A 20,686-nucleotide genomic window follows, 5' to 3' on the forward strand; every position below is an offset into this window, starting at 1 on the left:
GGAGAGACCTTGATCAACATTCACCTGTATCCGTCGCCGTTCCTGAACGAGAGCCGGATCCTGCGCGAGGCCTGTTCGCTGTCCCGCTTGGCCCTGTTCGACCGCATCGACCTGGTCGGCGTGGGACAGGAAGGCCTACCGGCGCTCGAGGATCTACAGGACAATATCCGGATCGTGCGCATCGGACAGCGCAGCGGCGACCGCCTGATCGGCAAGCTGAGGCGCACCGGCGACTGGACCCGCGCAGTCTACCAGCGCTATCGCGACGACGAACTCGGGTGCATCAACTGCCACAGTATCGCCACATTGCCGCTCGGCGTCCTGCTGAAGCGCGCCACCGGCGCCAGGCTGGTGTATGACGCCCACGAACTGGAGACGGAGACCAATGGCCTCGGCGGCGTGCGCAAGTGTCTTACGCGCTGGGCCGAACGCGCCCTGATCCGGCACGCCGACCATTGCATCTTCGTCGGGCAAGCGATCGAACAATGGTATGTGCGCAAGTACGCTTTACGCAACGTCACGGTCCTCTACAACTGCCCGCCGCGCCGCAGCGTGAACCCGGCCGATTATTTCCGCAAGGCGTATTCGATCGATGCCGGCATGCCGATCTTCCTCTACCAGGGCTTCATCGGCGAGGGCCGCGGGATCCGCAACCTGGTCGAAGCGTTTGCCGGCCTGGCCGGGCGCGCGGCGCTGGTCGTGATGGGGTACGGCCCGCTGGCGGACTGGATTGCCGGGGAAGCGGCACGCCATGGGGGCATCCATTACCACCCGGCGGTCGCGCCGGAGCGCCTGCTCGATTACACCGCGGCGGCCGATTTCGGGCTGTCGGTGATCGAGGCCACGTCGCTCAGCTACGAGTACTGCATGCCGAACAAGCTGTTCGAGTACGTGATGGCGCGCAAGCCGGTGCTGGTTTCGCCGACCCGCGAGCAGAGCGAGTTCGTGCGCAGGCACGGGATCGGCGAAGTGACGAGCGACGCCTCGGCGGCGGCGATCCGCGACGGCGTGCTGCGCCTGCTGACGCGCGACCAGCGCGTCCTGCAGGATGCGCTGGTGCGGACCGCCGACGAATATTGCTGGGAAGGGCAAGAGGCGAAGCTCGAGATCGTCTATCTGAATGCGCTGGGCATGCGTTCGCGCAGGTACGGCCAGGGCCGCCAGGGGGAGGTGCGGCATGATCTCTGTCATTGACTACGGCGTCTGCAATCTCGGGTCGATGCTCAACATGCTGCGCAAGGTCGGCGCCGAGGCGGAGTTGGTATCGACCGCCGCGGCGCTCGAGCGGGCCGGGAAGCTCGTCCTGCCTGGCGTGGGCGCCTTCGACAATGGCATCGGCGCCCTGCGGGAGCGTGGGCTGGCCGAAGCACTGCGCAAGCGGGTACTCCAGGACAAAGTCCCCTTGCTCGGCGTGTGCCTCGGCATGCAAATGCTGGGCCGGCGCAGCGAAGAGGGCGGCATGGAGGGCCTGGGCCTGATCGATGCCGAGGTGCGCCGCTTCCAGTTTGCGCCGGACAGCAGGAACAAGGTCCCGCACATGGGCTGGAACCTGTTGGCGCCGCGCCGCGACGGCCCATTGCTGCGCGAGCTGGGGGCCCGCTCACGATTTTATTTCTGCCACGCGTACCACCTGGTCTGCGCGGATCCCGGCGACGTGCTGGCCACCGCCGACTACGGCGGCGAGTTCGTCGCGGTGCTCCAGCACGACAATGTGTACGGAGTGCAGTTTCATCCTGAAAAGAGCCATCGCTTCGGCATGGCGCTGCTGCACAACTTCGCGGAGCTGTGATGTTGCACCCACGCGTGATTCCCTGCCTGTTAATGCGCAACGGCGGCCTCGTCAAGACGGTCAAATTCAAGAACGCCCGCTACGTCGGCGACCCGATCAATGCCGTGCGGATCTTCAACGAGAAGGAAGTCGACGAGGTGGTGTTCCTCGACATCGGCAGCGCCGGCGCGCGCACTGCGCCCGACTTCGATTTGCTGGCCGACATTGCCAGCGAGGCCTTCATGCCGTTTTCCTACGGCGGCGGCATTACCAGCATCGGGCAGGTGAAACGGCTGTACGCGCTCGGCGTCGAGAAAGTCGTGCTCAACACCGCGGCGGCCGAGCAGCCGCGCCTGGTGTCGGAAGCGGCCGCGCTGGCAGGCAGCTCCGGGGTCGTGGTGTCGATGGACGTACGCCGCAGCTGGCTGGGCGCTTATACGGTCTGCGTGGCCGGCGGCACGCGCGACCTGAAGCGCGAACCGGCCGCGTATGCGCGCGCGATGGAACAGCTCGGCGCCGGCGAAATCCTCCTCAACGCGATCGACCGCGACGGCACGCGGGAAGGCTACGACCTCGAGCTGGTACGGCGGGTGAGCGAGGCGGTATCGATCCCGGTGGTGGTCGCCGGCGGCGCGGGCGAGGTGCGGCATTTCCGCGAAGCCACCGAAGCCGGTGCGTCCGCACTGGCGGCCGGCAGCATGTTCGTTTTTCACGGCAAGCACAACGCCGTGTTGATCACGTATCCCGAGTACGAAGAACTGGACAAGGTATTCAAATGACGTCGATTACGGAACACTACAACTATTCGGCCGTGCCGGACCAGGCCTACCAGGTTTGCACCCGCTGCATCATGAACACGGCGGCGGACCGCAGCATCAGCTTCGATGACATGGGCCTGTGCAGTCACTGCCAGCGCTACGACCGGCTGGTGAGCGCGCGCCGGCTGCAGGGCGAGCAGGGGCGCGAAGCGTTGCGGGCGCTGGTCGAGCGCATCAAGGCAGCTGGCCGCGGACGCGAGTACGACTGTATCGTCGGCGTCAGTGGCGGCGTGGACAGTACCTACGTGGCCTGGCTGGTCAAGCAGCACGGGCTGCGCCCGCTGGCGGTACACTTCGACAATGGCTGGAATTCCGAACTGGCGACGAGGAACATCGAGCTGGTGCTGCGCAATCTCGGCATCGACCTGCACACCCATGTCGTCGACTGGGAAGAGTTCCGCGACCTGCAGCTCGCCTTCCTCAAGGCGTCGACGCCGGATGGGGAGATCCCGACCGACCATGCGATCGGCGCCTTGTTGTGGAAACAGGCGGCATCGCGGGGCATCAGGTACATCATATCGGGGATGAATTTCGCCACCGAATCGATCAGCGTGCCGGAATGGTCGTACGGGCATTCCGACTGGCGCTTCATCAAGGACATCCATCGCCGCTTCGGCACTGTGAAGCTGAAGACTTACCCGCACTTCAGTCTGTTCTACCTGTTTTACGCCAACATCCTGCGCGGCACGCGCATCGTGTCCATTCTCAACTACGTCGATTACGACAAGGGCAAGGCCATGGCTTTGCTGAGCAGTCAGCTCGGCTGGAAGGGCTACGGGGGCAAGCACCACGAATCGATCTACACACGCTTCTACCAGGGCTATATCCTGCCGCGCAAATTCGGCGTCGACAAACGGTATGGCCACCTGTCGGACCTGATCAATGCCGGACAGATCAGCCGGGCGGACGCGCTCGCGGAAATGCAGCGGCCACCCTACCCGGAAGAGCTGCAGCAGCAAGACCTGGCCTATGTGGCGAAGAAGCTGCGCCTGTCGACAGAGCAGTTTGCGGACATCATGGGTGCGCCGGTCAAGTCATTCAGGGATTACCGCAACCTGTACGGTGTGGTGCAGTTCCTGCGTAATACGGTCAACGCGCTGCGCAAGCGCCACCTTTACCCGCGCTAGGCAGGGGACGGCGCTTGCCACGATGCTCACAATCGGCGTCCCGACTAGGCGTCGTTGTCTTCGGTCGAGAGTTCCAGCCGTACTTCGCCCAGGCCGATGACCTGGCCTGTCGGACCCTGTTCACCGTCGACCCGTACAAACGAGACGGATAGCAGTCCAATCCTCTTCGCCATCCCGGCAAATACGGCGCGCCTCATCCGGTAACGCAACGTGACAGGGCTGCCATGGTGCGCCGCACCGCTGATCTCGAAAGCGCCGAGAGTACCGATGGGAATGGCCTGTGACCTGCCGGAAGCGTCCGGCGGGAGGTTCAGGTCGACCCGATAGTAGTATCCGCCGCGCTTTCCGGCTTCGGTGATCATGACGTTATCCACGACGACATGGACGGAACGGTAGCGTTGCTGGCTGGCGGGCACGGTGGTGCCGCTCCCGGCCCCGATCTGCGCCAGGGCGTGCATGCTTTCCGAACTCACCGGCAACTGCACACCGATTGACCTCTCATCCAGGCCGACATCGAGCGCGCCGCTGAGCGCGAACGTCCGGTCGCTCGTCTGCCGTGTCGGCGATATCCTGAATGAACCGAGTGGCGGCTGCACTCCCGCACGTTCGCTTGGCGCGGCTTCCGCAAGATCCGGGGTCGAGAGCGCGGATCGTGCCAACGGCAGCCTGGTCGGGAAGCTCTCGTTCTGGTAGCGGTATCCGAGTTTCGTCCGCGTGCTGTAGGTGGACGAGCGCGGCATCGTCAGCGAACTCGTGTAGATATGCGACCCGGACCAGTAAGCGCTGCTCAGGGAGGGCATCTTCCGTCCGTTACCGGCACTGACCCAGGCCACCCAGAGCCGGTCGACATTCGCATGGTGCAGCCAGAAAATCGGGTCCGTCGGCGATAGCATATCGGCCATCACACCGCCGATGATGTTATGGATTAGATTATGGGGTGCCGATTCGAAACTGGGCTCGAATGCGTTGTTGCTATTCGTCGGGAAATTAATGAGGCTCGAATCAAAGGGCGCCATGCTCAGGGCTTGTCGAACGTTATTGTTGACCCGCGAAACGTAGAGTGGATTGCCTGTGCCCGGATTCGTGAACTCGGCCGGTAACGTCGGGTTCGTATAATAATCCCAATACGGCAGGATGAGTTGCGGATCGCCGGAGACCGCACGCAACTGGCGCTCGAAATAATAGAGATAGCCGCGGTGCCAGGCGAAGAAATACGGAATGGAATGCGGGCAACGGTTCAGGTGAATATTTGTCCAGTAAGACCAACTCCTGGGGTCGGTGGCCTGCGAATTGGCCTTCATGAGTTTTACCGCTCTCAGGAATGAATCATAGCGAGGCGTCGTCTTGAACGCCTGCCATTCCGGACGGACCATTAATGTCGTTTGGCCAAATGTTTTAGGGAGAATTGCCGATGCGCCGAGCAACATCGCGGACCGCTGCATAAATTGTCTTCTACCCACCAGATCATGTTTCATCATGCGCTCCTTGAAATATCTGCAGTCTCGAACAAACTCATCCTTTCAAAATTCACCGGCGTTAGATTGCCGGCAACTGGAGATCATGCCGTCTGAAATCCGTTATTTACGCTAGGCTCGCCAATAACGGGATTTTTTGATTAACTTCATGTGCTACAGAGGCGGGGCGTGAAGGCGGGGATTCCGTATTTGCGCACTCCGAATTCCACTGGCTTTGACGTTTTTGCGCAATTCAAAAGCCGACATGAAAACACCCTACGAGCCTGGGCTTCGTAGGGTGTCGGGGAGTACGCCGGCGCTCTCGACAGCGTTTAGTTCGAGTTCGTCTCGTAGGCGCCCATGTCGATGTAATAGCCACGGCCCTTGCCGTCGAAGTCGGTCTGGGGCGCGTAGGAGGTCTGGCCCCTGTTGATGGCCGGCGACGTGGTCTTCAGGCGATAGTTGCCGCCACCGTTGGAGAGGTAGCTGACGAACTGCGGATCGGTGCTGATGATGCCGGTCCTGGTGGCGCTGCTCGGGCTGGCCAGGTCGAAATTCGTGCGATTCGCATAGACCAGGTTATTGGCTACGCTGTTGCCGACGTCTTCGGACGCGATCGGACCCTGGATGCCGCCGCCGTTCGCATAGATGATGTTGTTGTGGATCTGGATCCCGCGGGTCGGGCAGCCGTTGTTGTACGCTTCCTTGCAGCCGCCGAAATACACGCCATAGCCGCTGTTGGCGAACAGGGTGTTGTTCATGACCAGGATGTTATGGTCGTCATGGCCCATGTTGATGCCCTGGCTGGTCCCGTTGACCACGTTGTTGATGATCTTGCCCGACGACGAGTGGTAGATGCCCTGGATCCAGCCGCAGCCACCGCCGACATTGTTCACCCTGTTGCCGATGATGTCATAGTTGCTGTAGGCCTTACCGCGGCCCTGGTCGGCGACGATGCCCCCGCCGCCGCGGTTGTCGCAGCCGGAGGCCATCGCAACGTCGTGGATCCAGCTGTTCTTGACCGACGAATTGCCGCCATTCAGATAGATGCCGACACGCGCGGTGGTGCTGCCGGCGCCATTGAGCTGGAAACCGTCGATATCCGTATAGCCGCCCCGGGCGGTCCACATCGTATAGGCGCTGCCGGCCGGACGCAGGATCGCGCCGTACTTCGTGTCCGAAACAAAGCGGATGCGCGCGGACGACGTGCCGTTCACGGTCGAGGTGATGGTCTCGGTGTAGGTGCCGGGCGCCACGTGGATCGTATAGCCGGGCCGTGCCAGGTTGGCGGCGCGCTGGATGGTGCGCAGCGGGGCGCTCGCCGCGCCCGTGTTCGTGTCCCTGCCTGCGGTCGACACATAGAGGTCGGCGGCCGAGGCGACGGTACAAGTCATCATTGCGACTGCAAAACCAGTCAGCAGGGGGGCGGTCAATGCGTTGTTTGCGAACGAAAAAGTTTTCAAGGGAAAGCCACTCATCAATAAACAAAGGAGTAACTTTGACGAGGGGAAACTGCCAAAGTTCAACTTTTCGCGAAATAAATTTCCCTGAGTAATAGTTTTTCTACAGAAGTTTCTCGTGCGTTATATGTGTGGTTTGATCAAAAACTTGGATGGCCCTGACGCCGTGTTCGACAACAGCGGCGTCCTTTTGAACCGGCGAGCATGGCGCTGATTGACAATCGATAAAGGCCGCGCTGGCGAAGACCGGGAAAATAGATGAGGTTCCCAGCTTCGAATCATTGATTGGAATGTAAATGGCTCATCACATTGAATCGGCTTGCATTCAATGGCAAGGCAGAATCGCCACCTGGCTGAGACGGCCGCTCGCCCATAAGCTGCGTTCGCTTTCGAACAAGGCAGCGGGTGGAATGAACTGGATAGAGGACCAGTGGTTCGAAAAAAGGCACGGTCTCGACTGCAGCGGCTTTATCGTTGGGCACGAACTCGAAACCAGTTATTCGTCAGCGCGCGCGCACTCACGGGCCTACCAGGCCGTTACCTGCGTGGCGATTCGCGAGTTGCTCAATGAGGCAATGAAGACCGGCATCGTATTCGACCATTTCATCGATCTCGGCTCGGGCAAGGGAAAGGCGTGCTTTTATGCTGCCGCGAACTACCGGTTTCGACGGCTCGTCGGTGTCGAGTTTTCGGAGCCGCTGGTGCAGGCGGCGGACTGTAACGTCAGGAAATTTGGCGCCGATAATGTCTGCTTCGTCAATGCTGACGCAGCCAGTTTCTCACTTCCGGCCGGAAATAATCTGGTCTATCTGTTCAACCCATTTGGCGAGGCGATCCTGCTCGAATTTCTGAAAAACAATATGGACAAGTTCAGTCGGAGCCAGTCGATCATCGCGTACGCCAACGACAAGCAACGGTTGTGCCTCGCAAAAGCCGGTTTCGTCACGCTCTTCAGGAACCAGGATTCCCAGAGCTCGCTGCACCAATACCTGTAAAGCAAAAGCGGCCCCGAAGGCCGCGTCTGCTTTGGCGTACTGCTTACTTGCCGAGGATAGACACGACGTTGTCCGCCCCCGGCGCCCCGAATGCCTGCTGCTTGAGAACGTGCAACTGGTCGCGTACCTGCGCCGCCTTTTCGAACTCGAGGTTCTTCGCGTGGTCGACCATGAGTTTTTCGAGGCGCTTGATTTCTTTCGAAATCTGCTTCTCGCTCATGCCCTCGACCTTGGCGGCTTCTTCCGACAGGCCATTGTCGTTCAGCATGGCCTTCTGCGCGGCCGCGCTGTAGACGCCGTCGATCATTTCCTTGATCTTCTTCTGCACGCCCTTCGGGGTGATGCCGTTCGCTTCGTTGAACGCGATCTGCTTGGCACGGCGGCGTTCCGTCTCGTCGATCGCGCGCTTCATCGAATCCGTGATCTGGTCCGCGTACAGGATCGCCACGCCGTTCAGGTTACGCGCCGCGCGGCCGATGGTCTGGATCAGCGAGCGTTCCGAACGCAGGAAACCTTCCTTGTCGGCGTCCAGCACGGCCACGAGCGACACCTCCGGCAGGTCGAGACCCTCGCGCAGCAGGTTGATGCCGACGACGACGTCGAACGTGCCCAGGCGCAGGTCGCGCAGAATTTCCACGCGCTCCACCGTGTCGATGTCGCTGTGCAGGTAGCGCACCTTGATGCCGTGGTCGGACAGGTATTCCGTCAGCTGCTCGGCCATGCGCTTGGTCAGCGTGGTGACCAGCACGCGCTCGTCCTTCTTGATGCGGTCCGTGATCTCGCCCATCAGGTCGTCCACCTGCGATCGCGCGGGTTTCACGATGACCTGCGGGTCGACGAGGCCCGTCGGGCGCACGACCTGCTCGACGACGTTGTCGGCTTTTTCCTTTTCGTAGTCGGCCGGCGTCGCGGAGACAAAAATACACTGGCGCATCTTGTTCTCGAATTCCGAGAATTTCAAAGGCCGGTTGTCGAGCGCGGATGGCAGGCGGAAGCCGTAGTCGACGAGGTTCACCTTGCGCGACCGGTCGCCGTTGTACATGGCGTTCAGCTGGCCGATCATCACGTGCGACTCGTCCATGAACATCAGCGCGTCTTTCGGCAGATAGTCGATCAAGGTCGGCGGCGGTTCGCCCGGCATCGAGCCGGACAGGTGGCGCGAGTAGTTCTCGATGCCTTTGGTAAAACCGACTTCGGCCAGCATCTCGAGGTCGAAGCGGGTGCGCTGCTCGAGGCGTTGTTCTTCCAGCAGCTTGCCCTGCTGGCGGAATTCCTCCAGGCGGTCGCGCAGCTCGGCCTTGATGGAGTCGACGGCCTTCAGCACGGTGGCGCGGCCGGTGACGTAGTGGGAGCCCGGGTACACCGTGAAGCGCGGGATCTTCTGGCGTACTTTACCCGTCAGCGGATCGAACAGTTGCAGCGATTCGATCTCGTCGTCGAACATTTCGACGCGGATCGCGAGCTCGGCGTGTTCGGCCGGGAAGATGTCGATGGTGTCGCCACGCACGCGGAACGTGCCGCGCGCGAAGTCCATTTCGTTGCGCGTGTACTGCATCTGGATCAGGCGCGCGATGACGTCGCGCTGCGCGACCTTGTCTCCCGTGCGCAACGTGAGAATCATCTTGTGATACTCGTTCGGATTACCGATACCGTAGATGGCCGAGACGGTCGCCACGATGACGACGTCGCGCCGCTCCATCAGCGACTTCGTGCACGACAAACGCATCTGTTCGATGTGCTCGTTGATCGACGAGTCCTTTTCGATGAACAGGTCGCGCTGCGGCACGTACGCTTCCGGCTGGTAATAGTCGTAGTACGAGACAAAGTACTCGACGGCATTCTGCGGGAAGAACTCGCGGAACTCCGCGTACAGCTGGGCCGCGAGGGTCTTGTTCGGGGCGAACACGATCGCCGGACGGCCGGCTCTGGCGATCACGTTGGCCATCGTATAAGTCTTGCCGGAACCGGTCACGCCGAGCAGCGTCTGGTACATCAGGCCGTCCTCGATGCCTTCCACCAGGCCATCGATCGCCGTGGGCTGGTCGCCCGCGGGCGGGAAGGGCTGGTGCAGCTTGAACGGGGAATCCGGGAATGTGATGACGGTAGGTGCTGGTGAATTTGCAACCGATAAATCTGCCATTGGATCAGACCTTTGCTAGAATGAGAATCCGCCTGCGACCGAGCAACTCTCGAGGTCGCTGTCTATACAACCGCTGCGAAACCCAGCCGACAAACCAAGTTTATCACGATGAATTCCCCAGCTACTGCCAGCATCTTCAGCGCCATCGCCATGGCTCCCCGCGATCCGATCCTCGGCATCACCGAGGCCTTCAATGCAGACACCAACCCCGCCAAGATCAATCTGGGCGTGGGCGTCTACTACGATGACAACGGGAAAGTGCCGCTGCTGGAATGCGTGCAGAAAGCGGAAGCGAAGTTGATGGAACAACCGACGCCGCGTACCTACCTGCCGATCGAAGGCCTGGGTGCGTACGACAAGGCTGTGCAAGAACTCGTATTTGGTGCCGACAGCGCCGTAATTCAAGAGAAACGTGCAGTCACGGTGCAAGCCCTGGGCGGCACCGGCGCGCTGAAGATCGGCGCCGACTTCCTGAAGCGCTTCGCGCCGGATTCGCAAGTCTACATCAGCGACCCGAGCTGGGAGAACCACCGCGCCCTGTTCGAAAGCGCCGGCTTCACCGTCAACAACTACGCCTACTACGACGCGGCCACGCACGGCGTCAACTTCGAAGGCATGCTGGCCGCGCTGAAAGCGATGCCGGAAGGCGCCATCGTCGTCCTGCACGCCTGCTGCCACAACCCGACCGGCGCCGAGCTGAACGCCGACCAGTGGGGCCAGGTGATCGAGGTCGTGCGCGCCAACAACCTGATCCCGTTCCTCGACATGGCCTACCAAGGCTTCGGCGACGGCATCGCGGAAGACGGCGCCGTCGTGCGCCGCTTCACTGCTACCCCCGGCCCGCTGCTCGTGTCGAACTCGTTCTCGAAGTCGTTCTCGCTGTACGGCGAGCGCGTGGGCGCGCTGTCCGTCGTCGCATCGACCGCGGAAGAGGCTGCCCGCCTGCTGTCGCAGCTGAAGCGCATCGTCCGCACCAACTACTCGAACCCGCCGACGCACGGCGGCAAGGTCGTCGCGACCGTCCTGTCCACGCCGGAACTGCGCCAGCTGTGGGAAGACGAGCTGGCCGGCATGCGCGTCCGCATCAAGCAGATGCGCGACGAGCTGGTCAAGAAGCTGGCCGAAAAGGCGCCGGGTTCGGACTTCGAGTTCGTGCGCAAGCAGGTCGGCATGTTCTCGTACTCGGGCCTGACGAAGGAGCAGGTCGAGAAGCTGCGCGCGGAATCGATCTACGCCGTGGACACCGGCCGCATCTGCGTCGCTGCCCTGAACTCGAAGAACATCGATCGCGTCGTTGACGCCATCGCAAAAGTTCTCTAAAATCGCGGCTCTTCGTTACGGCACACCCGTAACGTATCGGGGCATTGAAGAGCCGTCGCGAGCGGCAGCAGTTTCGTCCGAGAAGCGCAGCCGTACTTACGGTACGGCGAGCATCGCAGGACGAAAATGCAACGCGCAGCAGGCTATTCAAGCCCCCACTACTCCCTGATAGCTCAGTCGGTAGAGCGACGGACTGTTAATCCGCAGGTCCCTGGTTCGAGTCCAGGTCGGGGAGCCAGATTTTCGCACGGTTGGCCTGCCAACTTTGCAAGCCGTTGGTGAGCGGCTATAATACGACCACCTATTCCCTGATAGCTCAGTCGGTAGAGCGACGGACTGTTAATCCGCAGGTCCCTGGTTCGAGTCCAGGTCGGGGAGCCAGAATTCTAGAAGGGGCATCGAGCGATCGATGCCCCTTTTTCGTTATCGGCCCGATACCGGCTTGACCTTCGACGCCGCCTCCAGCGCCCGTGCGCGCGCCGTCTCGACATCCTCCGCCGTCGCCAGCGCCACGCCCATGCGGCGGCGCGCGAAGGACTCCGGCTTGCCGAACAGGCGGATGTCGCTGCCCGGCACCCTCAGGGCGTCGGCCACGCCTTCGAACGCGATAGCCGCTTCCTCCAGCTGGCCGTAGATCACGGCGGACGCACCCGGCGCGCGCAGCGCCGTGTTCACGGGCAGGCCCAGGATCGCCTTGGCGTGCAGCTCGAATTCGCTCTGCACCTGCGTCGCCATCGTCACCATGCCGGTGTCGTGCGGGCGCGGGCTCACTTCCGAGAACCACACCATGTCGCCCTTGACGAACAGCTCGACGCCGAACACGCCCTGGCCGCCCAGGTTCGCCGTGACCTTTTCGGCGATCTCCTGTGCGCGCTGCAGCGCGAGCGGTACCATCGGCTGCGGCTGCCACGATTCGACGTAGTCGCCATGTACCTGCTTGTGGCCGATCGGCTCGCAGAAGCGCGTCTCGACGTTGCCATCGGCACCGACCGCGCGCACGGTCAGCAAGGTGATCTCGTAATCGAAGTCGATGAAGCCTTCGACGATCACGCGGCCCGCGTCCACACGTCCGCCCGACGCGGCGTAGTTCCAGGCGCTCTCGACGTCGGCCGCGCTGTCCAGCTTCGACTGGCCCTTGCCCGACGACGACATCACGGGTTTCACGACGTTCGGAAAGCCGATCTCGGCGCAGGCGGTCTTGAGCTCGTCGAGGCTGGACGCGAAGCGGTACGGCGACGTCGCCAGGCCCAACTCTTCGGCGGCGAGGCGGCGGATGCCTTCGCGGTTCATCGTCAGCTGCGCGGCGCGCGCGGTCGGGATGCAGGTGATCGTCCCGGCCGCTTCCAGCTCGGCCAGCTTCGCGGTCGCGATCGCCTCGATCTCCGGCACGACGAGGTCGGGCCGCTCCCGCTCGATCAGCGCGGCGAGGGCGGCGCCGTCCGTCATGTCGATGACGTGCGCGCGGTGCGCGACCTGGTGGCCGGGCGCGTTCGGGTAGCGGTCGACGGCGATCACTTCGATGCCGAGCCGTTGCAGCGCGATGATGACTTCCTTGCCGAGCTCGCCAGAGCCGAGCAGCATGACTTTGGTTGCGGAAGGGGAGAGGGGAGTGCCGAGGGTGGTCATTGGTCAGTAGGGGCAGGTCGGGAAGAGGGCGACTATAGCAAACAGTGCTTACGGACGCACGCCGCGGGCGCGATTTGGCAATTCGCGGATTCCTGCTATAATATTGCCTCAATTCCCTGATAGCTCAGTCGGTAGAGCGACGGACTGTTAATCCGCAGGTCCCTGGTTCGAGTCCAGGTCGGGGAGCCAGAATTCAAAAGGCCGCGTTATCCAACGCGGCCTTTTTCGTTTCCGCCCTGCCATGACTATCCTTTCCTCGCGCGACGCCGCCCGTATCGACCGCTACGCCGCCACCGCCGACACGGACGGCTGGCTGCACCCCGTCCACCAGGCCCTGATCCATCACCGCGGCTGGCTGCGCATGCTGGCGCCGCGCGCCGTCGGCGGGGAAGAGCGGCCGCTGCCGGACGTCGTGCGGCTGGAAGAAGCCATCGCCCGCGTCGACGGCAGCGTCGGCTGGACCGTCACCCTGTGCGCCGGCGCCGGCTGGTTCGCGGGCTTCCTGCCGCCGCACCTGGCCCGCGCGATCCTGGCCACGCCCCGCGCCTGCCTCGCGGGCAGCGGCGCCCCGACGGGATACGCTGACCGCGAGGGCGACGGCTGGCGCGTCGAGGGCGAATGGGACTACGCGAGCGGCGCGCCGATGGCCACGCATTTCACGTTCAACGCCTTCCTGCGCGCGGACGGCCGGCCGCTGCTCGATGCGGATGGCCAGCCGCGCATCCAGGCGTTCGTGGTGCCGAAGGAGATCGTCGAGATCGTGCCCCGCTGGCGCAGCATCGGCCTGCGCGCGACGGCGTCGCACGCCTACCGCGTCCGCGGCGCGTGGGTCCATGCCGACCACGGCTTCGTCATCGACCCGGCGGCCGCGCGCGAGCGGGGGCCGCTGTACCGTTTTCCATTTCTCCCGTTCGCCTTCGTCACGCTGGCCGCGAACGTGGCCGGGATGGCGTCCCACTTCGTCGACCTGGCCCATGCCTGCATCGCGCGCCGGCGCAACCGGTTCGGCGGGCAGAACGAGCTGTTGATCGACGTGCCGGCCGTGCGCACCGTGCTGGATGGTGCCCGCGGCAGGCTGGACGACGTGCGTGCGCGCTTCTACGCCCTGCTCGACGCGACGTGGGCCGACGTCGTCGCCGGCGCCGACGTCGCGGACGAACAGGCCGCGCGGATGCAGGCGCTGGCACAGGAGTGGGTCGCCGCGTCGCGCCACGCCGTCGACACGCTGTATCCGTACTGCGGCCTCGTGGCGGCCAGCGCGGACAGCGCCATCAACCGCGTCTGGCGCGACTTCCACACGGCGTCGCAACACGCGCTCTTGCTGCCGCAGAGCTGAGCCGCTATAATGCGGCCTCTTTTCCCTGATAGCTCAGTCGGTAGAGCGACGGACTGTTAATCCGCAGGTCCCTGGTTCGAGTCCAGGTCGGGGAGCCAGAATTCAAAATGGGCGTCGAGAAATCGATGCCCATTTTCGTTTTTGCCCGCCCCAGCAGGAAACAAAAAAACGAGCGAAAATAACGACTTACGTTATCCCGAGATCGTTTCCCAATGTCTACTGCAGCTTCTCCCACATTCCCCCGCGGCGCCGACGTCAACCCGAAACCGCTCGGCGTCGCCCTGTTGCTCATCGTCCTCGGCGCCTGGTATCTCGCGCAAACCGTCGGTGCGAAGCACGCCGCGTTGTTCGTCGTCGGCGCGCTGCTCGGCCTCGCGCTGTACCACGCCGCATTCGGCTTCACGTCCGCGTGGCGCGTCTTCATCGCGGACGGCCGCGGCGCCGGCCTGCGCGCGCAGATGATCATGCTCGCCGTCGGCGTCGCGCTGTTCTTCCCGGCACTGTCCGCAGGCACCCTGTTCGGCAATCCCGTCAACGGGCTCGTGTCGCCCGCGGGCACGTCCGTGATCGTCGGCGCGTTCATGTTCGGCATCGGCATGCAGCTGGGCGGCGGTTGCGCGTCCGGCACGCTGTACACGGTCGGCGGCGGCAGCACGCGCATGATCGTGACTTTGCTGGCGTTCATCGCCGGCTCCGTCATCGCCACGGCGCACATGCCGTTCTGGACGTCGCTGCCGCAACTGAAACCGGTCTCGCTCGTGAAGGCGCTGGGCCTCGCCCCCGCGCTGCTGCTCAACTGGGCCGTGTTCGCGCTGATTGCGTTCATCACCGTCGTCGTCGAGAAGCGCCGGCACGGCCGCCTCGTCGACCCGACCGTGCGGCCCGCGCACGCGTCGCCGTGGCTGCACGGGCCGTGGCCGATGGTGGCCGGCGCCGTCGCGCTCGTCGTGTTGAACTTCGCGACGCTCGCGCTGTCCGGCCGGCCGTGGGGCGTGACGTCCGCGTTCGCGCTGTGGGGCGCCAAGGCCGCGCAGGCGATCGGCGTCGACACGGCGAGCTGGACGTACTGGTCGACGAAGGCGAACGCCGCCGCGCTGGCCGCGCCCGTGTCGCACGACGTGACGTCCGTGATGGACATCGGCATCGTGCTGGGCGCGATGCTGGCGGCGGCGCTGGCGGGCCGCTATGCGCCCGTGTGGCGCGTGCCGCTGCGCTCGCTCCTCGCGGCCGTCGTCGGCGGCTTAATGCTCGGCTATGGCGCGCGGCTCGCGTACGGCTGCAACATAGGCGCCTACTTCAGCGGCATCGTGTCGGGCAGCCTGCACGGCTGGCTGTGGCTCGTGGCTGCGTTCACCGGCAACGTGTTCGGTACGCGGCTGCGTCCGCTGTTCGGGCTCGAAGTCGAGCGGGTGAAGCCGAGCGGCTGCTGAGGCCGGTCCGCTGCACGCTTCGCCGGACAGGCCTACAATCGATCCTTTTGCCGTCAGGATCGAGCATGCAAGCAGCAGTCAATACAACACCTCTCGAACAGGACGGATTACCCGCGGGCCCGCGCGCCTGGGCCATTCTCGCCCTCGCGCTCGGCGTGGGCATGTCATCCCTCGATACCGCCATCGCCAACACCGCGTTGCCCGCGATGGCGCAGCAATTGCACGCCACGCCGGCCGACTCCGTGTGGATCGTGAATGCCTATCAGCTGGCCATGGTCGCCACCTTGCTGCCGATCGCGGCGCTGGGCGAAACCATCGGCTACCGCCGCGTCTACGTGGCCGGCATGGCCCTGTTCACGGTGGCCTCGCTCGCGTGCGCGCTCGCGTGGTCGCTGCCCGTGCTGATCGCCGCGCGCCTGTTCCAGGGCCTCGGGGCCAGCGCCATCATGGGCGTCAACACGGCGCTGCTGCGCGCCACGTATCCGGCGAAACTGCTGGGACGCGGCTTCGGAACCAATGCCCTCGTCGTCGCGGTCGGCTTCGCGCTCGGACCGAGCCTCGCGTCGATCATCCTTGCTGCATCGTCATGGCAATGGCTGTTTGGCATCAACGTGGTGCCGGGCATCGTCGCGTTCTTCATGGCGCGCAAGGTGCTGCCTGAAACGCGCCGCGCGACCCACCGCGTGGACCGGCTCGCCGGCGTCTACAACGTCGTCGCGTTTTCGATGGCCGTGCTGGCGCTGGGCGATGCCGCGCACCGCGTGGACATGAAGACGTTGCTGCCGGAGGCGTTGATCGCGCTGGTGTTCTTCGGCCTGCTGCTGCGCCGCGAGCGCGGCCATCCGGCACCGCTGTTGCCGGTGGACCTGTTCCGCCGTCCCTTGTTCGCGCTGTCGACCATCACCGCCATCTGCACGTTCGCCGCGCAGGCGCTCGCATTCGTCGCGCTGCCGTTCTTTTTCGAGACGACGCTCGGCCGTTCGCCCGTCGAGACGGGCTTCCTGATGACGCCGTGGCCCGTGATGGTCGGGATCATGGCGCCCGTCGCCGGACGATTGAGCGACCGGTATTCGCCGGGCCTGCTGGGCGGCATCGGCCTGTTGATCCTCGCGGCCGGCCTGGTCACGATGATGAGCCTGCCGGCCGCGCCGTCCGCCCTCGACATCGGCTGGCGCATGGCCGTGTGCGGCATCGGCTTCGGCTTTTTCCAGGCGCCGAACGTGAAGGCGATCATGGGCAGTGCGCCCGGCTCGCGTGCCGGCAGCGCCAGCGGCATGGTCGCCACCGCGCGCCTGACGGGCCAGGCGACGGGCGCCGCGCTCGTCGCATTCTGCCTTACCATCTCCCATGTACGCGGTCCGTGGATCGCGCTCGGCATCGCCGCCGCGTTCTCGTTCGCGGCCAGCGTGGCCAGTTTCTCGCGCCTCGTCGTTGCGGCGCCCGCGGTGTGAGTCTTACCATTCAAGAAAGAACCAAATGACACGACGTTTCAGGATCGCCGCCATCGCCGGCGACGGCATCGGCAAGGAAGTCCTGCCGGAAGGCCTGAAGGTATTGGCGGCCGCGGCCGAGCGCTTCGGCCTGCAGCTCGAGTTCACGCATTTCCCGTGGGCCAGTTGCGACTGGTACATCCAGCACGGCGAGATGATGCCTCCCGACTGGAAAGCGCAATTGTCCGGCATGGACGCCATCTATTTCGGCGCCGTCGGCTGGCCCGCGCTGGTGCCCGACCATATCTCGCTGTGGGGCTCGCTGCTCAAGCTCCGCCGCGAATTCGACCAGTACATCAACCTGCGCCCGGTACGCCTGTTCGAAGGCGTGCCGTGCCCGCTGGCCGGCCGCAAGCCGGGCGACATCGACTTTTTCGTGGTGCGCGAAAACACGGAAGGCGAGTACACGAACCTGGGCGGCGTGATGTTCCCGGACACCGAGCGCGAGATGGTGATCCAGGAATCCGTGTTCACGCGTTACGGCACCGACCGCGTGCTGCAGTATGCGTTCGGGCTCGCGAACGCGCGCCAGCGCAAGCATGTGACGGTGGCGACCAAGTCGAACGGCATCGCCATCAGCATGCCGTGGTGGGACGGCCGCGCGGACGCGATCCACGCCGACTACCCGGACGTCACCGTCGACAAGCAGCACATCGACATCCTGACGGCCCGCTTCGTGCTGCAGCCCGACCGCTTCGACGTCGTCGTGGCGTCGAATTTGTTCGGCGACATCTTGTCCGACCTCGGCCCGGCGTGCACGGGCACGATCGGCCTGGCGCCGTCCGGCAACCTGAACCCGGACCGCAGGTTCCCGTCGCTGTTCGAACCCGTGCACGGCTCCGCGCCGGACATCGCCGGCAAGGGCATCGCCAACCCCATCGCGATGATCTGGTCGGGCGCGATGATGCTGTCGTTCCTCGCCGCCGGCCCCGATCCGGATCCGCGCTGCGGCGAGGCGCACGATGCGATCATGGCCGCGATCGAGGAGGTGCTGCGCGCAGGACCGCGCACGGGTGACCTGGGCGGCACGGCGACGACGGTCGAGGTGGGCGACGCCATCGCCGCGCGCGTACGCGGCTGACGATGCTTTAAACGGGCCCGGCCGCCCCGATATCAGGAACATGGCGCGCCGTTCCCGTATTCCCGACTTCGATTCTCCTGCCCAGCCTGCCGCGGCGGACAGCCCGTGTCCGCTGTGCGGCCGGCCGCTCGGCACGGTCAACATCGACCGGCATCACCTGATCCCCAAGTCCCTGAAGGGCAGGGAACAGTTCCTTATCCATAAGATCTGCCATCGCAAGATTCATGCGACGTTTTCCGAGCGCGAACTGCTGCGGGCTTATCACACGTGGGAGGCGCTCAAGAGCGATAACGATATCCGGGCGTTCGTCGACTGGGTGGTGAAAAAGCCTCCGGAGTTTTATGCGCGAACGTTCACGTCGAATAAGAAGAAAGGGCGTGACTGACCGGTATGATCAGGATGGCATCGCTTATGTCGCACGATTGAATCGAACGTCCCCCCTGTCGTGCTTGGTGTTAAAATCAGTTCTTACTTTTTTGCAATTCTGGTTCCTTTTTTCAATGCCGCTATCCCCGCAGTTGCAATGAACCAAGAAGACTCGAACGCCTGCTCTGTTCTCCTGATCGACGACGAACCCTTTGCCGAGGACATCATCTCCCACGGCATGAAGGGATGCGCCGCCTATGCGTTGCGCTATGCCCGCGATCCCGGCATGGCGGTCGAGTTGGCCAAGGAAGTCGGCGCGACGGTCGTGCTCGTCGACCTGCGCATGCCCGAGATCGATGGCTTCGAAGTCACCCGCCGCCTGCGCGCGGACAAGGATACGGAACACATTCCCGTCGTCCTGTTGTCGTCCGAAGAAGATCCCGAGATCAAGGCGAAAGCGTTCGCCCTCGGCGCCAACGATTACCTCGTCAAGTGGCCCGATCCGCGCGAACTCGTCGCACGCGTGCGTTACCACAGCGATGCCTGCATCGCGCGGCGCCAGCGCGATGCGGCGTTCGTGTCGTTGCGTCTTAGCCAGGAACAACTGGCCGCCAGCCAGTCGGCGCTGCACCAGGCGCAGAAGATGGAGGCGATCGGCCAGTTGACGGGCGGCGTCGCGCACGATTTCAACAACGTGCTGCAGATCATCGGCGGCAACCTGCAATTACTGAAACTGGTGGGTAACCTGAACGATGCCGGCAAGGCGCGCGTCGACATGGCGCTGGCCGGCGTGGAGCGCGGGGCCAAGCTGTCGTCGCACCTGCTCGCCTTTGCCCGCCGCCAGCCGCTGCAGGCCGTCGTGATCAATCCCGGCCATTTGCTGCGCGAAATGGACGACATGATGCGGCGCGTGCTCGGTCCGCGCGCGCGCGTCGTGACGGAGATCGCGGCCGGCCTGGGCAGCACGCTCGTCGATCCGAACCAGCTCAACAACGTGCTGCTGAACCTCGCGATCAATGCGCGCGATGCGATGGCGGGCGGCGGTACGCTGACGATCCGCGCCGCCAATGCCGGGCCCGACGGCGCGTTGCCGACGGAAGTGCCGCGCGGCCATTATGTGCTGATCGAAGTGGCGGACTCGGGCAAGGGCATGGCGCCCGAAGTGCTGGAGCGCGCGTTCGAGCCGTTCTTCACGACCAAGCCGACGGGGCAGGGGACGGGCCTGGGCCTGTCGATGGCGTACGGGTTCGTCAAGCAGTCCGGCGGCGAGATCGTGCTGAGGAGCGAGCCGGGCAAGGGCACCAGCGTGCGCATCTACCTGCCGCGCAGCGAGGCCGAGCCGCAGCACGCGGAACAGGCGCCGACGGCGCCGCTGCTCGGCGGCATCGAGACGATCCTCGTCGTCGAGGACGAGGAAGACGTGCGCAGCACGACTTGCGGCATCCTGTCCGCGCTCGGCTACAAGGTGCTGGAGGCGCCGGATGCGGCGAAGGCCGTGGAGATCGTCGAGAGCGGCCAGCACATCGACCTCGTGTTCACGGACGTGATCATGCCGGGCCCGGTGAGCAGCCTGCAACTGGGCGAGGTGGTGCGTGCGCGCCTGCCGCAGGCGCAGATCCTGTACACGTCGGGGTATGCGGAGGGCGTGCTGGCGCACGAAGGGAAGCTGGAGGCGTCCGTCAACCTGTTGCAGAAGCCTTACCACCCGGACGCGCTCAGCGCGCGCATCCGGCACCTGCTGCGCCGTAGGGCGGGCACCCCTGTGCCCGCGCGTAACGATGCGTGACGCGAACATTCGCGTGGGCACGGATCGTTACCTGTTGGGCTTGACGTAGCGCTGCGACCCCGGCGGCGGTTCGTTCAGCACGGCCCAGAAAATGCCCAGGTCCGCGATCGCGCGCACGAATTCCGTGAAATCCACCGGCTTGACGACGTAGGCATTCACGCCCAGCTCGTAGCTGCGCACGAGGTCCTGTTCTTCCTTCGACGACGTCAGCATCACCACCGGCAGGGGCTTGAGCCCGTCGGTGCTGCGGACTTCGCGCAGGACTTCCAATCCATCCACTTTCGGCAACTTCAGGTCGAGCAGCACGACGGCAGGATTGCCGGCCGGGCGCGACGCGTATTCGCCGCGACGGTGCAGGTAGTCCAGCGCTTCGGCGCCGTCGCGCACGATGATGACCTGGTTGGCGAGCTGGCTCTTGGACAGCGCGATCAGCGTGAGTTCGAGATCGTTCGGGTTGTCTTCGACCAGCAGGATGGGTTTGAGCATGGA

At 64.1% G+C, this 20,686-nt stretch carries 17 protein-coding genes and 4 tRNA genes; 16 read left to right on the forward strand and 5 right to left on the reverse strand.

Features of this window, described 5'->3' with window-relative positions; translation table 11 throughout:
* Positions 1-9 precede the first annotated feature (9 nt).
* From QPK29_RS15860 to QPK29_RS15875, 4 genes are read left to right on the forward strand one after another with little or no spacing between them, the layout of a single operon-like run.
* On the forward strand, positions 10-1,194 hold the full coding sequence (locus tag QPK29_RS15860) for a glycosyltransferase (RefSeq protein WP_371768034.1): 1,185 nt from the start codon (positions 10-12) through the stop codon (positions 1,192-1,194).
* Positions 1,178-1,789: an imidazole glycerol phosphate synthase subunit HisH gene (gene hisH, locus QPK29_RS15865; protein ID WP_371768035.1), complete on the forward strand. Its 612-nt coding sequence runs from the start codon at positions 1,178-1,180 to the stop codon at positions 1,787-1,789. The genes QPK29_RS15860 and hisH overlap by 17 nt, the downstream gene beginning before the upstream one ends.
* Positions 1,789-2,547, forward strand: coding sequence for an AglZ/HisF2 family acetamidino modification protein (locus tag QPK29_RS15870; RefSeq protein ID WP_160409994.1), 759 nt, complete (start codon positions 1,789-1,791; stop codon positions 2,545-2,547). Before hisH ends, QPK29_RS15870 begins: the two co-directional genes overlap by 1 nt.
* Entirely contained in the window at positions 2,544-3,713 is a 1,170-nt protein-coding gene (locus QPK29_RS15875) for an N-acetyl sugar amidotransferase (protein WP_371768036.1), read from the forward strand. The genes QPK29_RS15870 and QPK29_RS15875 overlap by 4 nt, the downstream gene beginning before the upstream one ends.
* Before the next feature lie 44 nt (positions 3,714-3,757).
* Here the strand turns inward: QPK29_RS15875 and QPK29_RS15880 are convergent, their stop codons facing one another.
* Both QPK29_RS15880 and QPK29_RS15885 read right to left on the reverse strand, forming a co-directional pair.
* A complete protein-coding gene (locus tag QPK29_RS15880) occupies positions 3,758-5,188 on the reverse strand; it encodes a tyrosinase family protein (protein ID WP_371768037.1) in 1,431 nt (476 codons plus the stop codon).
* A gap of 311 nt (positions 5,189-5,499) precedes the next feature.
* Positions 5,500-6,564 carry a choice-of-anchor Q domain-containing protein gene (locus QPK29_RS15885; protein ID WP_371768038.1) on the reverse strand — a complete coding sequence of 355 codons (1,065 nt, stop codon included), beginning with the start codon at positions 6,562-6,564 and terminating at the stop codon, positions 5,500-5,502.
* A gap of 359 nt (positions 6,565-6,923) precedes the next feature.
* Between QPK29_RS15885 and QPK29_RS15890 the strand changes: the two genes are divergently transcribed.
* Positions 6,924-7,622 carry a class I SAM-dependent methyltransferase gene (locus QPK29_RS15890; RefSeq protein WP_371768039.1) on the forward strand — a complete coding sequence of 233 codons (699 nt, stop codon included), beginning with the start codon at positions 6,924-6,926 and terminating at the stop codon, positions 7,620-7,622.
* Positions 7,623-7,665: 43 nt separating this feature from the next.
* On the opposite strand, the gene uvrB is transcribed toward QPK29_RS15890, so the two are convergent.
* A complete protein-coding gene (gene uvrB, locus QPK29_RS15895; RefSeq protein WP_371768040.1) occupies positions 7,666-9,762 on the reverse strand; it encodes an excinuclease ABC subunit UvrB in 2,097 nt (698 codons plus the stop codon).
* A gap of 108 nt (positions 9,763-9,870) precedes the next feature.
* Between uvrB and QPK29_RS15900 the strand changes: the two genes are divergently transcribed.
* From QPK29_RS15900 to QPK29_RS15910, 3 genes are all read left to right on the forward strand, one after another.
* Positions 9,871-11,082, forward strand: a complete 1,212-nt coding sequence (locus tag QPK29_RS15900; protein ID WP_082577643.1) for an amino acid aminotransferase — start codon at positions 9,871-9,873, stop codon at positions 11,080-11,082.
* 162 nt (positions 11,083-11,244) lie between these two features.
* Positions 11,245-11,320 (forward strand) — tRNA-Asn (locus tag QPK29_RS15905).
* A 67-nt stretch (positions 11,321-11,387) separates the two neighbouring features.
* A tRNA-Asn gene (locus tag QPK29_RS15910) sits at positions 11,388-11,463 on the forward strand.
* A 42-nt stretch (positions 11,464-11,505) separates the two neighbouring features.
* Here QPK29_RS15910 and purT read toward each other — a convergent pair.
* Positions 11,506-12,708 carry a formate-dependent phosphoribosylglycinamide formyltransferase gene (gene purT, locus QPK29_RS15915; RefSeq protein WP_371768041.1) on the reverse strand — a complete coding sequence of 401 codons (1,203 nt, stop codon included), beginning with the start codon at positions 12,706-12,708 and terminating at the stop codon, positions 11,506-11,508.
* A 113-nt stretch (positions 12,709-12,821) separates the two neighbouring features.
* Between purT and QPK29_RS15920 the strand changes: the two genes are divergently transcribed.
* The 8 genes from QPK29_RS15920 (at position 12,822) to QPK29_RS15955 (ending at position 20,197) form a co-directional block, all read left to right on the forward strand.
* Positions 12,822-12,897: transfer RNA gene (locus tag QPK29_RS15920), tRNA-Asn, on the forward strand.
* A 52-nt stretch (positions 12,898-12,949) separates the two neighbouring features.
* Positions 12,950-14,044, forward strand: a complete 1,095-nt coding sequence (locus QPK29_RS15925; RefSeq protein ID WP_371768042.1) for an acyl-CoA dehydrogenase family protein — start codon at positions 12,950-12,952, stop codon at positions 14,042-14,044.
* 22 nt (positions 14,045-14,066) lie between these two features.
* A tRNA-Asn gene (locus tag QPK29_RS15930) sits at positions 14,067-14,142 on the forward strand.
* A 114-nt stretch (positions 14,143-14,256) separates the two neighbouring features.
* Positions 14,257-15,474 carry a YeeE/YedE family protein gene (locus QPK29_RS15935; protein ID WP_371768043.1) on the forward strand — a complete coding sequence of 406 codons (1,218 nt, stop codon included), beginning with the start codon at positions 14,257-14,259 and terminating at the stop codon, positions 15,472-15,474.
* A 65-nt stretch (positions 15,475-15,539) separates the two neighbouring features.
* Complete coding sequence (locus QPK29_RS15940; RefSeq protein ID WP_371768044.1) at positions 15,540-16,925, forward strand: MFS transporter; 1,386 nt, start codon at positions 15,540-15,542, stop codon at positions 16,923-16,925.
* Positions 16,926-16,950: 25 nt separating this feature from the next.
* On the forward strand, positions 16,951-18,045 hold the full coding sequence (locus QPK29_RS15945) for a tartrate dehydrogenase (protein WP_371768045.1): 1,095 nt from the start codon (positions 16,951-16,953) through the stop codon (positions 18,043-18,045).
* Positions 18,046-18,085: 40 nt separating this feature from the next.
* Complete coding sequence (locus tag QPK29_RS15950; protein ID WP_371768046.1) at positions 18,086-18,430, forward strand: HNH endonuclease; 345 nt, start codon at positions 18,086-18,088, stop codon at positions 18,428-18,430.
* Positions 18,431-18,568: 138 nt separating this feature from the next.
* A complete protein-coding gene (locus QPK29_RS15955) occupies positions 18,569-20,197 on the forward strand; it encodes a response regulator (protein WP_371768047.1) in 1,629 nt (542 codons plus the stop codon).
* A gap of 27 nt (positions 20,198-20,224) precedes the next feature.
* Here the strand turns inward: QPK29_RS15955 and QPK29_RS15960 are convergent, their stop codons facing one another.
* Positions 20,225-20,683, reverse strand: a complete 459-nt coding sequence (locus tag QPK29_RS15960) for a response regulator (protein ID WP_371768048.1) — start codon at positions 20,681-20,683, stop codon at positions 20,225-20,227.
* Positions 20,684-20,686 lie beyond the last annotated feature (3 nt).

Source organism: Massilia orientalis (assembly GCF_030411975.2).
Classification (GTDB): Bacteria; Pseudomonadota; Gammaproteobacteria; order Burkholderiales; family Burkholderiaceae_D; genus Telluria; species Telluria orientalis.

What these genes read in the sequence shown, in the direction of transcription:
- QPK29_RS15955 (WP_371768047.1), top strand. Translation starts at nt 18,569, where the DNA reads ATGAACCAAGAAGACTCGAACGCCTGCTCTGTTCTCCTGATCGACGAC.
- hisH (WP_371768035.1), top strand. Translation starts at nt 1,178, where the DNA reads ATGATCTCTGTCATTGACTACGGCGTCTGCAATCTCGGGTCGATGCTC.
- QPK29_RS15940 (WP_371768044.1), top strand. Translation starts at nt 15,540, where the DNA reads ATGCAAGCAGCAGTCAATACAACACCTCTCGAACAGGACGGATTACCC.
- QPK29_RS15890 (WP_371768039.1), top strand. Translation starts at nt 6,924, where the DNA reads ATGGCTCATCACATTGAATCGGCTTGCATTCAATGGCAAGGCAGAATC.
- QPK29_RS15950 (WP_371768046.1), top strand. Translation starts at nt 18,086, where the DNA reads ATGGCGCGCCGTTCCCGTATTCCCGACTTCGATTCTCCTGCCCAGCCT.
- QPK29_RS15935 (WP_371768043.1), top strand. Translation starts at nt 14,257, where the DNA reads ATGTCTACTGCAGCTTCTCCCACATTCCCCCGCGGCGCCGACGTCAAC.
- QPK29_RS15870 (WP_160409994.1), top strand. Translation starts at nt 1,789, where the DNA reads ATGTTGCACCCACGCGTGATTCCCTGCCTGTTAATGCGCAACGGCGGC.
- purT (WP_371768041.1), bottom strand. Translation starts at nt 12,708, where the DNA reads ATGACCACCCTCGGCACTCCCCTCTCCCCTTCCGCAACCAAAGTCATG.
- uvrB (WP_371768040.1), bottom strand. Translation starts at nt 9,762, where the DNA reads ATGGCAGATTTATCGGTTGCAAATTCACCAGCACCTACCGTCATCACA.
- QPK29_RS15885 (WP_371768038.1), bottom strand. Translation starts at nt 6,564, where the DNA reads ATGATGACTTGTACCGTCGCCTCGGCCGCCGACCTCTATGTGTCGACC.
- QPK29_RS15960 (WP_371768048.1), bottom strand. Translation starts at nt 20,683, where the DNA reads ATGCTCAAACCCATCCTGCTGGTCGAAGACAACCCGAACGATCTCGAA.
- QPK29_RS15900 (WP_082577643.1), top strand. Translation starts at nt 9,871, where the DNA reads ATGAATTCCCCAGCTACTGCCAGCATCTTCAGCGCCATCGCCATGGCT.
- QPK29_RS15945 (WP_371768045.1), top strand. Translation starts at nt 16,951, where the DNA reads ATGACACGACGTTTCAGGATCGCCGCCATCGCCGGCGACGGCATCGGC.
- QPK29_RS15925 (WP_371768042.1), top strand. Translation starts at nt 12,950, where the DNA reads ATGACTATCCTTTCCTCGCGCGACGCCGCCCGTATCGACCGCTACGCC.
- QPK29_RS15880 (WP_371768037.1), bottom strand. Translation starts at nt 5,188, where the DNA reads ATGAAACATGATCTGGTGGGTAGAAGACAATTTATGCAGCGGTCCGCG.
- QPK29_RS15875 (WP_371768036.1), top strand. Translation starts at nt 2,544, where the DNA reads ATGACGTCGATTACGGAACACTACAACTATTCGGCCGTGCCGGACCAG.